Origin of the sequence: Indolivaga macrotermitis (assembly GCF_900128985.1) — a bacterium.
GTDB classification, from domain to species: Bacteria; Bacteroidota; Bacteroidia; order Bacteroidales; family Dysgonomonadaceae; genus Dysgonomonas_A; species Dysgonomonas_A macrotermitis.
Window position 1 is genome coordinate 35,177 of the sequence record NZ_FQUC01000019.1, and the last position, 14,657, is coordinate 49,833.

Annotated in this window: 17 protein-coding genes; 11 read left to right on the forward strand and 6 right to left on the reverse strand. The window is 38.7% G+C overall.

Features of this window, described 5'->3' with window-relative positions; translation table 11 throughout:
* Nucleotides 1-92 precede the first annotated feature (92 nt).
* The 5 genes from BUC12_RS17815 (at nucleotide 93) to BUC12_RS17835 (ending at nucleotide 3,698) form a co-directional block, all read left to right on the forward strand.
* Nucleotides 93-932, forward strand: a complete 840-nt coding sequence (locus BUC12_RS17815) for a methylated-DNA--[protein]-cysteine S-methyltransferase (RefSeq protein WP_062178705.1) — start codon at nucleotides 93-95, stop codon at nucleotides 930-932.
* Nucleotides 933-1,424: 492 nt separating this feature from the next.
* Nucleotides 1,425-2,285: a hypothetical protein gene (locus BUC12_RS17820; protein ID WP_062178701.1), complete on the forward strand. Its 861-nt coding sequence runs from the start codon at nucleotides 1,425-1,427 to the stop codon at nucleotides 2,283-2,285.
* Nucleotides 2,231-2,692, forward strand: coding sequence for a hypothetical protein (locus tag BUC12_RS17825; RefSeq protein ID WP_139262115.1), 462 nt, complete (start codon nucleotides 2,231-2,233; stop codon nucleotides 2,690-2,692). Before BUC12_RS17820 ends, BUC12_RS17825 begins: the two co-directional genes overlap by 55 nt.
* On the forward strand, nucleotides 2,676-2,906 hold the full coding sequence (locus tag BUC12_RS17830) for a hypothetical protein (protein ID WP_062178695.1): 231 nt from the start codon (nucleotides 2,676-2,678) through the stop codon (nucleotides 2,904-2,906). Before BUC12_RS17825 ends, BUC12_RS17830 begins: the two co-directional genes overlap by 17 nt.
* A gap of 6 nt (nucleotides 2,907-2,912) precedes the next feature.
* The gene (locus BUC12_RS17835) at nucleotides 2,913-3,698 is read left to right on the forward strand and encodes a WG repeat-containing protein (protein WP_082141891.1); all 786 of its coding nucleotides are present in this window, start codon (nucleotides 2,913-2,915) and stop codon (nucleotides 3,696-3,698) included.
* A 241-nt stretch (nucleotides 3,699-3,939) separates the two neighbouring features.
* Here BUC12_RS17835 and BUC12_RS17840 read toward each other — a convergent pair whose 3' ends face one another.
* Nucleotides 3,940-5,205, reverse strand: coding sequence for a DNA recombination protein RmuC (locus BUC12_RS17840; protein WP_062178689.1), 1,266 nt, complete (start codon nucleotides 5,203-5,205; stop codon nucleotides 3,940-3,942).
* Between the two features lie 175 nt (nucleotides 5,206-5,380).
* Between BUC12_RS17840 and BUC12_RS17845 the strand changes: the two genes are divergently transcribed.
* From BUC12_RS17845 to BUC12_RS17870, 6 genes are all read left to right on the forward strand, one after another.
* The gene (locus BUC12_RS17845) at nucleotides 5,381-5,731 is read left to right on the forward strand and encodes a hypothetical protein (protein WP_062178686.1); all 351 of its coding nucleotides are present in this window, start codon (nucleotides 5,381-5,383) and stop codon (nucleotides 5,729-5,731) included.
* 79 nt (nucleotides 5,732-5,810) lie between these two features.
* The gene (locus tag BUC12_RS17850) at nucleotides 5,811-6,659 is read left to right on the forward strand and encodes a bifunctional methionine sulfoxide reductase B/A protein (protein ID WP_236689379.1); all 849 of its coding nucleotides are present in this window, start codon (nucleotides 5,811-5,813) and stop codon (nucleotides 6,657-6,659) included.
* A 147-nt stretch (nucleotides 6,660-6,806) separates the two neighbouring features.
* Nucleotides 6,807-7,358 carry a DUF5606 family protein gene (locus BUC12_RS17855; protein ID WP_062178680.1) on the forward strand — a complete coding sequence of 184 codons (552 nt, stop codon included), beginning with the start codon at nucleotides 6,807-6,809 and terminating at the stop codon, nucleotides 7,356-7,358.
* Between the two features lie 113 nt (nucleotides 7,359-7,471).
* Nucleotides 7,472-8,002 carry a hypothetical protein gene (locus BUC12_RS17860; RefSeq protein WP_062178677.1) on the forward strand — a complete coding sequence of 177 codons (531 nt, stop codon included), beginning with the start codon at nucleotides 7,472-7,474 and terminating at the stop codon, nucleotides 8,000-8,002.
* An 8-nt stretch (nucleotides 8,003-8,010) separates the two neighbouring features.
* A complete protein-coding gene (locus BUC12_RS17865) occupies nucleotides 8,011-8,364 on the forward strand; it encodes an MGMT family protein (protein ID WP_062178673.1) in 354 nt (117 codons plus the stop codon).
* A 2-nt stretch (nucleotides 8,365-8,366) separates the two neighbouring features.
* Nucleotides 8,367-8,783: a Fur family transcriptional regulator gene (locus BUC12_RS17870; RefSeq protein WP_062178670.1), complete on the forward strand. Its 417-nt coding sequence runs from the start codon at nucleotides 8,367-8,369 to the stop codon at nucleotides 8,781-8,783.
* A 15-nt stretch (nucleotides 8,784-8,798) separates the two neighbouring features.
* Here BUC12_RS17870 and BUC12_RS17875 read toward each other — a convergent pair whose 3' ends face one another.
* The 5 genes from BUC12_RS17875 to BUC12_RS17895 all read right to left on the reverse strand — a co-directional run bounded on the left by BUC12_RS17875 (nucleotide 8,799) and on the right by BUC12_RS17895 (nucleotide 14,585).
* Nucleotides 8,799-9,689, reverse strand: coding sequence for a DMT family transporter (locus BUC12_RS17875; RefSeq protein ID WP_062178667.1), 891 nt, complete (start codon nucleotides 9,687-9,689; stop codon nucleotides 8,799-8,801).
* A gap of 71 nt (nucleotides 9,690-9,760) precedes the next feature.
* Complete coding sequence (locus BUC12_RS17880; RefSeq protein ID WP_062178664.1) at nucleotides 9,761-10,969, reverse strand: ABC transporter permease; 1,209 nt, start codon at nucleotides 10,967-10,969, stop codon at nucleotides 9,761-9,763.
* Between the two features lie 12 nt (nucleotides 10,970-10,981).
* A complete protein-coding gene (locus BUC12_RS17885; protein WP_062178661.1) occupies nucleotides 10,982-12,151 on the reverse strand; it encodes an ABC transporter permease in 1,170 nt (389 codons plus the stop codon).
* A 6-nt stretch (nucleotides 12,152-12,157) separates the two neighbouring features.
* A complete protein-coding gene (locus tag BUC12_RS17890; protein WP_062178658.1) occupies nucleotides 12,158-13,147 on the reverse strand; it encodes an HlyD family secretion protein in 990 nt (329 codons plus the stop codon).
* Between the two features lie 13 nt (nucleotides 13,148-13,160).
* Entirely contained in the window at nucleotides 13,161-14,585 is a 1,425-nt protein-coding gene (locus BUC12_RS17895; RefSeq protein ID WP_062178655.1) for a TolC family protein, read from the reverse strand.
* Nucleotides 14,586-14,657: the final 72 nt, after the last annotated feature.

A 14,657-nucleotide genomic window follows, 5' to 3' on the forward strand; every position in this document is an offset into this window, starting at 1 on the left:
ATGAAAGAGGAAAACAAGGTAAGCAAGAATCGGGTTTTCTTCATAAGCTCATCATTATATCTTTGTATAAGAAATTAATAAAACAAACGAAAATGAACTCTCAAGAAAGATTAGATTATATACGGATTGCAGAAGCGATTGAATATATCCGCGAGAACTTCAAAAATCAGCCCACGTTAGAAGATATTGCAGGCAAAGTTTGTTTAAGCCCTGCTCATTTTCAACGTTTATTTACTGCCTGGGCAGGTGTCAGTCCTAAAAAGTTTCTGCAATACATCAGTATCGAACATGCGAAAAAAATTTTGAAGGAAAGCACACTATCCGATGCCGCTTTTGAAACGGGACTTTCAGGCACAGGCCGTTTGCATGATTTATTTATCAATATTGAAGGAATGACACCCGGAGAGTACAAGAATGGCGGAGAAAGCCTCTCTATTAATTACAGCTTTGTGGAAAGTCCGTTTGGTAATATTATTGTCGCTGCTACGCCCAAAGGTATTTGCCATATGGCTTTTGCAGATGAACCGGAGAATGCTTTTCGTACCTTGAAAGAAAAATTCCCAAATGCCAGATATTCCCAGATGGTGGATAGAATGCAACAAAATGCCATATTTATCTTCACTCAGGATTGGAATAAACTGAGCGAAATAAAATTACATTTAAAAGGTACAGAATTTCAATTGAAGGTATGGGAAACTTTGTTGAAAATACCAATGGGTAGCTTAAGCACTTATGGTGATATCGCTTCAAAATTGAATAACCCGAATGCTTCGCGAGCCATAGGTACTGCGATCGGCAATAATCCGGTAGCCTTCCTGATTCCTTGTCACAGGGTAATCCGTTCGTCAGGAGAATTGGGCGGATATCATTGGGGACTTACCCGTAAAACCGCAATTATCGGATGGGAAGCTGCAAAAACCTATAGAAGTTAGAGTATAGAAACGAACCATTATAAAATAAGAAAAGGTTGTCATCACGACAACCAATCTTCATTGTTAACCTTAAATCTAATACCATGAAAAACACAGTACAAATATAGATATTTCATGTTATACAACATAATTTTTATACTTGCTTTTTCAAAAAAATAACTCTATTTAGCAAAATTGGGATCAAAAAAGCATTTATTTTACCATTTTATTGCCTGCTTTGTAGGGGCGTATTGCATACGCCTAAAAATAACATCAGACAAACGGATATATACAATACGCCCATACAAACCGGATATGTTGCCATTGACTTACTTAATTCTTTTGAAAAAGAACAGTGGATTTTGAATCATCAGAATTGAGTATCCTGAATATTTAGTATTTTCAGAGCAGAATAGAAACAAAGAATTGACAATTATTATGATGATACCAATTTAACCGTTCTTCCGACCTCTTGAGAAACACTCAAACTGCACTTTTCTAAAAATAAAACGAATGACAAAAAATAAAATCGCAAAGAGAAAGTTAGTAATCATATTAAGCGCACTTGCACTATCCATAAATAGCTATGGACAAAATTGGGCTGATAGTATATTTTATTCAAGTCTTCGCCCAAATGAAGATTTACAATTACAGACACTCTACACAGATACCCTTGAGTATATTGATTACGATGACAACTATGATAATTTCCTTATATCTGTAAAAAAAGACGATAAAACATTTGGAGAACTTATCTGTAACGATATTCACCAAATAGTTTCCGATTTGAATCTGAAACGTGGCGATATTATAGAAATGCAGTGGGCAATAGACAGTCTTCGCCCCGAAGGCGACAAAGAATTGCTCTGCTTTAGGGAATACGCCATAGAGATAACCAAAATAAAAGACGGCGAAAAAAGAATCGTGCCCACCGAAGAAATAGAAACAGAGGAAGCAACAAACAAAAGAATATTTGAGGTAAGTTATCAGTCGGGGAGCACAACAAAATATACGCTAAGAAAGATAGGATTAGAAGTCGATAAGCCAATAATAAGCGTGAAATTTTGGGCAGAAAGATATATAAATGGAGAATGGAAATTTGCCACTTCCGACTACTATTATCTCTACTACAAAGAAAATAAGATACAGAAAATTGAAGACCCTGGATTAAGCGATAACTTGTTGAAAACTAATCCTACCGAATGGGTAACAGCTTCAAAAAATTTGCAAACGAATTACCCTCTATGCTTGATGAACAAACAGAAGATGCCGAAAAAATTCGGGAATTATTATGGGATTCAGGAAAAGATGTTGCTATTTTGGTTGAAGACTCTGACGAAAGTGAAGTTATTGCTATTGAGGTTGTGGAAGTAAATATAATCGAAGAAAGACGCAAACATTGGAAAACAGGCGAATTTCTTGACGAAATGGAAAGGAAGAAAATCATAATTCCTTTACTGAATGACCATTTAGAAATTAAAGAAGGAGGAGAATTTCCTTGTATTGTACACGTATTACGGGGCAGTAGTTCCTATTTTGAGATAAAAAGGCGAGACGGAAAATACGTGATTGAGAACAAAAAATACGATACAATAGGCGAAGGAATAGAAGATTATTTTAAGAACGACTATTTCAAACATTTTTATAAAAATGAAGAACAAAGGGAACAAATATGGGAATCATTTGTCAGGGATGGTAGTTTGCAAAGAGCGATAGACTTCATAAATGAAATTATTGATGACGAGTTTCTTGATTCTCCATTGAATGAAATTTACGGATAGAAAACAACTGAATGAGATAATGATGGCATTAAAAAACATAGTAATCATTCTAAGCCTTCTTGTGTTGGTTTCATGTTATGGGCAAACAGAAAAAGCACAAACGAAAAGCCCACCAGAACAACAGCAAAATGAAAATTCATTAGAGGAAAGATATGATCATATTGAGACATTTTTTCACCAAGACCTAAAGGTGGTAGCAAAAAATGGTAAATAGGGATTTATCGACAGAACAGGGAGTGAAGCTATTCCTTTGAAATATGATTATGCTTGGGCTTTCCAATCGAATAAAGATTACGCTCAGGTAAGATTAGATGACGAAACATTTTTTATTGACAAGGTAGGACAAAAGCTGGACACCGACAGTATTGATGCACTTGAATGGCAAGAACGTATGGATGAATTTAACGTCAATCCTCTTGTTTCGGCAAAAGAAGTAACGAGAATAGCTCCCATCATTAAAAAATGGACTGATTTTTACAAACTTGATTTTACAGCAGCACGGCTTATAAGTCGTAACGATAGCGCTTGCATAAAATGTCCCTCCTCCCCCGAAACAGATGGTGTAAACTATCGGGAGTTTGAAAAAGGAGTTGATACAGGCAAGCGTACAGATGTAGATTATTCACCTGACAAACAATGGTACGTAGATTTGGGGATAATGTACGACGAAATGGACGGAAAAAAATATTTCATAGGTTGGGACGATTGTCAATCAATATACCTTATTGACCGTAAACGAAAACACCAAAATATGATTATGTGGAATGGAAGTTCAGGATTAGCAGAAGGTGTATTTTGGAAATCTAATGATCTGTTTGTGGTTGTAGGATATGATCATAATTGTCGATTTATAAAAGTATTTGATATTGTAAACGAAACAATAAGTCATTACCAAATAATACTTAAAGAAGACAATATCGGTGGATATATGAATAAGGTATACCTGAAAGAGAAAGGAATAATTACAGAAGACGATGCCGGATACGATAAATATATGAATCAATAATTATTCTATATACATCTTCTTTTTTCCATGTAGGCTATGCCAACCTGTCTTTTCAACATGTGTAACTCTCTTATTTTTAAACTATTTACACTAATTTATATATAAAACAGAAAAGGTTGTCATCACGACAACCAATCTTCATTGTTAACCTTAAATCTAATACCATGAAAAACACAGTACAAATATAGATATTTTATGTTATACAACATAATATTTATACTTGTTTTTTCAAAAATTAACTCTATTTAGCAGAATCTCCACCCGGAAGATCCTTTTGAGCCTTCACTCCAAGTTCTTTTAACATTTCGGCCTGCCTTATCAGGTTACCACTGCCATCTCTCAGTTGCCCGAAAGCCTTGTCATAACTCTTCTGTGTACGTTCGATATTCTTACCTACATCCTGCAAAGTTTCTACAAATCCTGCAAACTTATCATAGAGTATAGCTCCACGACGAGCAATTTCCTGTGCATTACGGCTCTGATATTCACGTTTCCAGAGATCAGCAACCACCTTGAGTGACGCAATAAGATTAGTCGGACTTATTAGTAAGATGCGTTTCCGGTAAGCATAATCCCAAATAGAAGAGTCGAGCTGCATCGCCAGAATATAGGCAGGTTCGTTAGGGATAAACATCATCACAAAATCAAGCGAATCAATATAATCCTGATACGATTTGGAACTCAGCTCATCAATGTGTTTTTTGATAGATAGAATATGCTCCTTTTCTCCCACCAAACGCTCTTCATCCGTTTCCGATTCAACATAACGGACATAGCCGTTCAGCGAAACCTTCGAGTCAATCACAATCTTACGTCCTCCGGGATAAACAACTACCACATCGGGCTGCAATGCTTTATTTTCGTCATTCAGAATTCGTTCACCGTTCTCGTTAGTCAGTATTTCCTGTGTAAAATATTCCTCTCCCTTTTTCAGCCCCGATTTTTCGAGGATCGACTCAAGAATCATTTCACCCCAGTTTCCCTGAATTTTATTATTCCCTTTCAAAGCCTTAGTAAGGTTATTCGCATCTTCACTGATCTGGTAATTTAGGGCGACCAGTTCGCGTATACGTTCTTCGAGCGAAAAACGTTGCTTGGACTCTTTATCGTAAGTTTCCTCAACCCGGGTTTTGAACTCGGTCAGCTTTTCCCTCAACGGATTCAGTATCGACTCCATATTCTGGCGGTTCATATCAGTAAATTTCGATGTTTTTTCTTCCAGAATACGGTTTGCCAATATCTGAAAATCCTTATTCAGCTGTTCGCGGGTGTTCGCCAGTTCTTCTTGTTGAGTAGCAAGCAACGCCTCCTTAGATTGCAGCGAAGCTTCCAGCAAAGCCTTCGTCTGTACCGATTCTATCTCGCGACGTTGAAATTCGGAAGATTCATTTCTCAGCCTTTCGTTTTCCTGCTTCAATTCTTCTATCTGCTGCTTTCCTGAGCGATACACCCAAAAAACTGAAAATAAAGCAAATGCAATAATTATAGCAATATAAATAAACTCCATACCGACTTATTTGTTTTATCATATATAATTCACATCATAAAGTTATAACAATTAAGTAACAGAGGGAAACCGATCTCCAAACTTTTTAAAGTAAACCAAAAGACAATATAAATAACCCGGATATCTTTTTTCAAAAAAATGTGATTTACTTTGTAGGGCATTGAGTAATATACAAATGAAGATACTTTACAGCAAACATTTTCCGCCAAAGGGATTCGCGGCTATTAATCTTTTCGGGATAATTATAGGAAGAAAAGAATACGGTAGCTTAACGAAATACGAGATTAATCACGAGAAAATACATACCTCGCAGATAATCGAACTGCTTTGGATATTTTTTTACTTGCTATACGGAATGGAGTGGCTTATCAGAATCGTACAGTACCGCCATCCTTTAAAGGCATATTACAATATATCGTTCGAAAGGGAGGCGTACCATAACGATAAAGACCTGGATTATTTAAAAAACCGCCCATGGTACTCTTTTATAAACTATTACAGGCAACCCAACGATGGAAAAGACTAGATTTATATTTTATATCTTATTACTTCTAAGCATAGGTACCTCATGTGCCCAAAAGACAGAACAATCAAAAACAAAGACAATGAAATACAATGAACTGACTCCCGAAGAAGAACGGGTAATTATCGACAAAGGAACTGAATACCCTTATACAGGGGAATACGTAAATAACAAAAAGGAAGGCACTTATGTCTGCAAACGATGCGATGCTCCATTATACAAATCATCAGACAAGTTCGATTCTCACTGCGGATGGCCGTCTTTTGACGACGAAATACCCGGAGCCGTAAAACGCATCCCCGATGCAGACGGATTACGTACCGAGATTGTTTGTGCCAATTGCGGCGCACATTTAGGGCATGTATTTCTGGGAGAAGGATTCACTCCTAAAAATACAAGACATTGTGTCAATTCCATTTCAATGAAATTCGTACCCGAACAAAACGCTAACATCCGTAAAGCATATTTTGCATCGGGCTGCTTCTGGGGAACCGAGTATTATTTCATGAAAGCCAAAGGTGTAAAACACACAGCTGTAGGATTCATGGGTGGGCATGTAGATCATCCGACATATCAACAGGTTTGTGAGAAAAACACAGGGCATCTCGAAACAACTGAAGTGGAATATGATACAAAGAAAACCGGTTACGAAGAATTAGTCAGATTGTTCTTCGAAACACATGACTTTACCCAAACCAACGGGCAAGGTCCTGATATAGGTCCTCAATATCTGTCTTGTATTTTTTACACAACAGATGAAGAAAAAGAAATCGCCGAGAAATATATCGCGATACTTACCGAGAAAGGATATAAGGTAGCAACCATGCTGAAACCGGCTTCTACATTCTGGAAAGCCGAAGATTATCATCAACAATATTACGAACATAAAGGAACAAAACCTTATTGCCATGTATATAAGAAAATTTTCTGATCGTATAAAACCCTGTTTTAAAGAAAAATAAATCATTTTTTGTATTTTATCATGGCTCAGAATTTTTATATTAAAACAATCACATTATTTTTGTGCACTGTTTAAAGCCCTTAGGCTCGTATTTCATAAAAATTAAAAATAAGATTTATGTTGAAAACTATTTTATCTGTATCAGGCAAGCCAGGATTGTTTAAGCTAATCTCCAATGCTAAGAATATGGTTATTGTTGAATCATTGGCAGATAAAAGAAGGCTTCCTATCTATGCAAGAGATAAAGTCGTTTCTTTAGGAGATATTGCCATGTACACCGACGAGGCCGAAGTGCCTTTGAGCGAAGTGCTGACTAAAATACAAGAAAAAGAGAATGGAGGACAATGTTCCATCGCTCCTAACTCCAAACCTGAAGAGTTAAGAAAGTATTTCGCCGAAATACTTCCTACATATGACCGTGAGAGGGTTTATGATTCAGATATCAAAAAACTGCTTACATGGTATAACCTGCTCACTACTGCCGGAATTCCATTTATTGAAGCTCCCGCACAGGAAGAGGAGGGTGTTAAAGAAGAACCCATAGAAGAAACTAAAGCAGAGAAACCTGCTAAAGCGGAAAAAGGAGAAAAGACTGAGAAAAAGGAGACTAAGAAGAAAGCAGCTCCAAAAGCAAAAAAAGAAGACAAAAAGGATAAAGAAAGCAAATAAAAGGCTTCTTGCTCCGACATATACCAAAACGCTGCCTCCAAAAACAGGTAGCGTTTTTTTATTTTACTTCAATATAAATAGTACTTTTGGGTTATACTATAAACAATACCCTTATGGACAAAGAACCCGAAAAAATCCGTTTGATAAAAATTATCAGGGGACTGTGTATTTTTTTTATACTTGCCCTTATCGTATCAGGGATAACTGCATTTCCGCTTGAAACAGAAATGAGGATAGCCTGCAATATTCTGGGCATAGACACCACCCTCTCTCCTGATGAGTACTCAGGACTGCAATACTGGATAGCTACAGTATATGCCGCTCTTCTCGATACAAACCAAGCATATCCGTTTCTCGCTTACGGATTCGACTGGCTTGCATTCGCCCATATTGTTATAGCAATAGCATTTGTAGGTGTGTATTTAAAGCCCGTACAAAATATATGGGTAGTACATTTCGGCATGATTGCCTGTATTGGGATCTTACCTCTCGCGTTCATTTGTGGACCGATCAGGGAAATTCCTTTTTACTGGACGCTTATAGACTGTGCATTTGGCGTATTCGGAATTATTCCGCTATACTTTTTACATAAATATATCAAGAAACTCGAAGCCCTATTGGGATATACTCCCCGTGAATACTGATTTACCTGATGACAGATAAGGAAAAACAAGAATTTGCAGATGCTGTTTACGAAATAGTTCGTTTGATACCTTACGGACGGGCGACCAGCTACAAAGCTTTAGCAAAAGCTGTAGGTTATCCAAGCCATTCGCGATTGGTCGGACGCATTATGTCAAACTCCGATTCGGCAAACAACAACATTCCGGCACACAGGGTAGTAAACAGCCAGGGGATACTTTCGGCAAAACAGGCTTTCGGGAATTCCGGCGAAATGCAACACCTGCTGGAAAATGAAGGTATATCTGTAAAAAACGACCGGATACAAAACTGGAAAAAGGTATTCTGGAGCCCTATAGATGAAATAAAACTACAATCAGAGTAACAATGGAAGAACTAAATCACATAGCCCGTCTCGAAGCCCGGAATATAAAGCCTACAGCTGTAAGGCTCCTTATATTCAAAGCAATGATACAACAGAAACAAGCTTTCAGCCTGTCGTCACTCGAAAGCGTTCTGGATACAGTCGACAAGTCTACCTTATCGCGAACTATTACCTTATTTCACAACAACCTGCTGATACATAGCATCGATGATGGATCGGGTTCAATGAAATATTCGGTATGCAGTTCCGATTGCCAATGTTCAATCAACGACCTGCATGTACACTTTAATTGTACCAACTGTAAACAAACATACTGTCTCGAAAGTATATCTATCCCGAAAGTCCAGTTACCTACAGGTTTCGTTTTACAAAGCGTAAATTTTGTAATGAAAGGGTTATGTAATAAATGCCAGAAATAATCAGGCGCAAAAAACCTACTCCGAAACAGGCTTCAGCCGTTTCCGTTCAGATACTACATTGATCATTTGGAGGATAGTAGACAATACAATCAATCCTAAACCTATATAGAATGCATAGTTCAGTTCCTGAGCCTCATTAAAAAGAATCATTGCAAGAATAATACTATATACAGGCTCCAGATTATAACTCAGGTTAACCGTAAATGCCGAAATAACTTTCAAAGCCTGAATCTGCAATATACACATCAGGATTGTACAAAACGCAGCAAAGACCAAAAGATATGCAAAATCCTGCATGGAAGGAGTAAAACTTTCGACCGGAAAGCTGTATAAATAAAATGGCAGTAAAATACTCAGACAGAGAAAGCCTCCTACCAGTTCGTAGAGCAGCATGGTTGTAGAAGAATAATCCTTTCCCACTTTTTTATTCATTATCGTAAACATAGCACATAATGCCGAGGAAATCACACCGAGAATGATCCCTGTCTGATAACGCATATCCAGATTAAAGATAAGTATGATACCCGATACAGTGATCAGGCTTAAAAGAAGCTCTTTGAGCGATATTTTATGCCGGTTGATAACAGGTTCCAGTATAGCAGTAAAAAAGCCGACCAGCGAAAAGCAAACAACCCCTATCGAAACATTCGAAGCCTTAATACTTCCGTAAAAGAAAATCCAATGCATTGCTAACAGAAAGCCGACCCCTCCGATCCGGAGCATATCGCGGAAAGGTAACAAGCGGAATTTTTTCCACAAGGCAAGCAATATAAACAACATCAGAGACGAAATAAGCATACGGTACCAGACCAACAAGCCTTCGTTCAGGGAAATAAGTTTACCGAATATACCTGTAAATCCGGCTAAGAGAATAGATACATGAAGCTTAATAAATGCCTGTTTCATTTAGAATCTGAATTCGAGGCATCAAAGGTAGATGTTTTCCATTGATTTCGATTCAATGAAATAACGCATTATCAGAATTTAGTGATCGAAGGATGTTTTCCTTTGTATTTAGGATCATAGTTATCAATCCACCAATAATACATCAGAGTAGCTAATATACAATAAACGACAGCATGCACCCACAAAGTAACGAATTCGAACCACACATCGGGCAAAGTAGCACCCATTGTATTAATCTTTACAAACCCATGAATACCGGGAGTCGAAGGCAGCAAATAAGCTACCGCTTTCAATGGTTCGGGTACAGCCGGCCAAGGCCACGAAATACCAGATAAGAATAAAAACGGCAAACTGGTAAATACAATCAAAAGCATAATAAACTCGCGCTGCGAAGAAAAATAAGAAATGGTCATTGCGAAGAATGATGCAGCAAGTATATAAGGAAAGAGAAAAACGGCAATCGTTTCGGGATTTCCGATCTGGGGCAGATCGAAAATATATGGCACAACCCTGAGAATCCATGCCGAAGACACAAAATAGATCATACTATAGCAGAAGCCCTTTCCGATAGTCAGTTTCAACGGATGAACATCCTTTCCTTCCGATACAAGTGATGCTACCGTAAAACGTTTCTTATCGTTATGTGTACCCACAATAGTTCCCACCCCTAACAATAAAGTTTGCTGGATTACCAAGATAAGGATAGCGGGTACAAGAAAACTGGCAAAACCGTTCGATACGTTATAGAAAGGTACCCATTCGTAATCCACAGCCTGCATGGTGGCAGCATCCTGTTCCTGTGTTCCATACCCCATATCTTCGACCCTGATATTGGCTCCCATATCAAGCGAAACTTCGGTACATGTCAGCAACAAAGCTTTGTAGTACAACATACTGCTTATATCGGAATACAGTGACACTGTGGTTTGCTTATTCGTATTCAGGTCAGTACTGAACGAACGGGGAATAACAATAATACCATAAGCTTCTTTGCGGCGCATAGCCTCTCTAGCTTCTTCCATATTCGCAACTGTTGCTACAACATGTACATCGGCAGCACCATCGACCTTACGGACAAACTCGCGGGATAAAGACGTATTCGATTCATCTACAACTATAGCCTTTACTTCGTGAACAGTCTCATTGTTATACAAAAAAGCATACAGCACAGGGTACAACAGAGGTACTATAACGAGAAGAAGAATCACAGCAGGATCCCGAAAAACGACTTTCATTTCATTTTTCCAGACATAATATATATCGAGCAGTAATTTCTTCATAACGACTAAAGCTTATTCTTCGTAAATATCTTCGTAAAGAAAAGAACCTATCCTTCCTGTAAATAATAATCCGACCAAAAAGAAACCCAACAATGCTGCATAATGGTATGCCGAATATCCCATCGCTATACCATTTAGTGCCTGATCGACATAGATCAGGAAGAAATGACGGAGTGGGAATAAGAAACTCAATCCATAAAGCATAGGACTCATCGCTATAGACGGAAACGAAAATCCGGTAATAGAAAACGAAATCATCCCCAAGAGACTTGCTCCACTCAATGCCAAACGGTAATTGATGAAAACTCCCAATAATATTAGGCCGAAACCCTGTGCAGCCAAAATCAGGAATATATAAGCCAGACACATAGGCCAGAACCCCGAATTGAGAGGGAAATGATTATATCCATACATCACCGACATAAAGAATAGTGACAGAATAAAGAATAAAATAGTATATGGCAGTAATTTACCCATAACAGCTTTCATCTTAGACCCTCCGGCTAATTCCAGTAATTTTTTACCAGTACCGGATTTCACCTCTGCCCCGAAAGCAGATATAGTAAACATCGACAATATCAGGAAAATAACGCCGGGAATCATCACATTATTCAGATAAACCGAATAATTGAGCATAGGGTTCCCTATCACATGGGCATCTATTACAATAGGTTGCAAAACAGGCATCAATTGCCCTTCGGTATAACCTTGTGCCTCTCCCATCTTCAATCCTACAGAAGCAGAAGCCAGTACACTGATCATTTTCATATCCTGAAAGAGAAGCGAACCCGAAATAAGGAAAGCATTATTGGTATAAAAAACGATTTTCGGGCGGTCACCCGATACGGCATCTTTAGCAAAATCACGGGGAATGGTAAATATACCATATACCTGAGCACGTTCCATCGAAGTGCGTGCCTCCTGAAACGAAAGGCTCTTGAATTCGATATTGGTTTTCGCAAAAGCATCCAATTGACGGACAAGCGAACGGGATGTCGAAGAATTATCCAGATCAACCACCGCAATAGGTATCTTGGTCGGGAGCCCCTCATGCATCATATACATAAGTATACCGAAAGTGAGTAGAGGCGCAACAACCATCCCCCAAATACAAATTTTAGAAGATATTATCCGCTTGCACTCACGTACAAAAACAACCCACATACCGGTATTCTGGCTCATCAAACCTTATCTCTTAATTATGATAGACATACCCGGCAACACATCCGGCTGGTCTTCTACAAAACGGCCTCTGACCTCGAAAGTCTTGCGATCAAAACCGCCTGTAGTCTTGGTCGCCTTCCATGCGGCATAAGAACCAAGGTCTTTCATATAATATATTTTCAGCTTTACATCTTTATCCAAAGCAGGTACGAATGCATTAATTTCTCCTCCTACTTTAAAATCAACCAACAGGTCTTCACGAATATTAAAAGTACCCCATTTGTCAGACAAATCCATTACATTCATTATAGGCGCACCTGTTCCAACCAATTCTCCTACATTAGGGAAACGGTCTGAAATACGGCCGTCGACAGGCGATATCAGATAAGTCTCGTTAATATAAGAGTCTACTTCGGCTACAGCACCTTTTGCCTTAGCGACCATCGCAAGGGCAGCTTCTTTATCTTCACGCTGAGCTCCATTGACAGCCATATCGTACTGATATTTTGCTGCTTTCTCGGTAGCCATAGAAGCTTTATAATTGGCTTCAGCCTCATCCCGTTTTTGTGTGGTGGTTACCCCTTTCTCATATAGATTCTGAACACGGACATACGATTTATATGCAATATCTGTTCCTACTATGGCTTTTTGCCACATTTCGTAAGCCGATTGCAATTGTTCGGAACGTGTTCCCCGTTCAGCTTTTGCACTTTGCGCGGCAGCACCCTGTTCGGCTGCATTAGCCTGAGACAATTTAGCTACCACATCCGGTGCACTAAGTATTGCGAGTGTATCTCCACGTTTTACATAATCGCCTTCCTGCACAAAAAATTTCTCGATACGCCCCGGAACCTTACTCGAAATACGAACCTCGGTTATCTCAGCTTCACCCTGTAATGTATTGTCTTCCTGATTGAGAAAGAAAAAACCATAAAGGGCCGCAGCTATTATTACCGCAGCAAAACCCAGAATGGGGATAAGTTTAGACCCTGATTTATTATCTTGTACGCTCATATTTTTAGGGGATTTATTTTTCTGTTAAATTACGTCCTAATGCTTTGTTCAAATATACTTTACACAATTTTATATCGATTTTCGAATCGATCAGTTCCGAATGAGCCGACAGCCATGCTGTATGAGCCGCAATAACATCCGAAGCCGGAATAACTCCTTCTTCGAAACCCACATTTGCATAACGCAGGTTCTCATCGGCTTTCTCCATATTTTTTTCTGACGATGCGTATTTCTTATAGGCCTCGCTTAGTTTGAAGTTCGACTGGTTGACCTGCAGTTCGATCTTTTCTTTAGCCTCATCCAACTGGTATTGCTGGATACGGGTTTCGGCTTTTGCCGCATTGTACTTAGCCGAACTCGACATTATGTTTAAAGGAACTTTAAGCGTAAGACCCAAAGTCCACATACCTCCGAATTTAGTATCGAATCCATCGAACCCACTCGGATTGGTATACAGGTAACTGGCCATAAATGCGAGATTAGGCATAAACTCGGAACGTGCCACCCTTTCTTTTCCTTTATATATTTTAGTAGCCAGTTCGAGGCTTTTTAATTCGGAACGGTTAGTAAGCGCTTCCTCTACCGAAGCCAATTCGGGTACAGAAGGAATTTGAGTTTGTATATTATTCTCCTCGTCCAGCAACGATATATTTTCTTCGATAGGTAAACCGCAAAGCTGATTCAATGCCATACGGGATAATGCCAACCCATTATCTACTTTAGTCAGGGCAACATCGGCCTCATTCAATTTTACCGAAACCGACAACACATCGGCTTTAGTAGCCACACCTTCTTGTTCCATAATCGAGATATCGGAATGCATCTTCTCCAGAAGGTATTTATATGATCCTGCTAATGTCTTTTTATCTGCTAATGAGACCACTTGCCAGTAGGCTGCGTCTACCTCGGTAATTATATCCTGCAGTTTAGTATCTTTCTGTGCTGCAGCTAGTTGCTGCGAATTTTTCATTATATCGTTATAAGCGACTATTTTCCCTCCCATAAACAGGGGTTGAACCAAAGTAACCCCACCGACCCAGATATTTTTAATATCGATTTCGCCAATACCACGTATCTTGTTGCGTATATCATCCGATATAGGAATTTCTGTTCCCGGAGGATAAGGTAAGGTAATGCCTATTGAACTCAGATCCGGAACAGTTATAGATGCCGGTATAGCAGACGACGGAATCAATTGCAGATTCTTTTGATTACGCAAATATGCACCCATCAGGGAAATATCGGGTAAATATTTCGAAAAAGCTTCTTTCTTGTTATAGTAAGCTACACGCTCCTGTTCGGACGCTATCTTGAGATTTTTATTATTCTCAATAGCCAGATTTCGAACCTCGTCGATACTTAAGGTTCTCTGTCCGGATACGAATGGGACAGATGCGGTTGTTAAAAATAATATCCCGAGAAAAAGTTGTTTATACATACACCGGTTAATTTAATTTCGGGTCTGGAACTAGCACTATCAGATAATTTAACTTATGATAAATAACGCAAG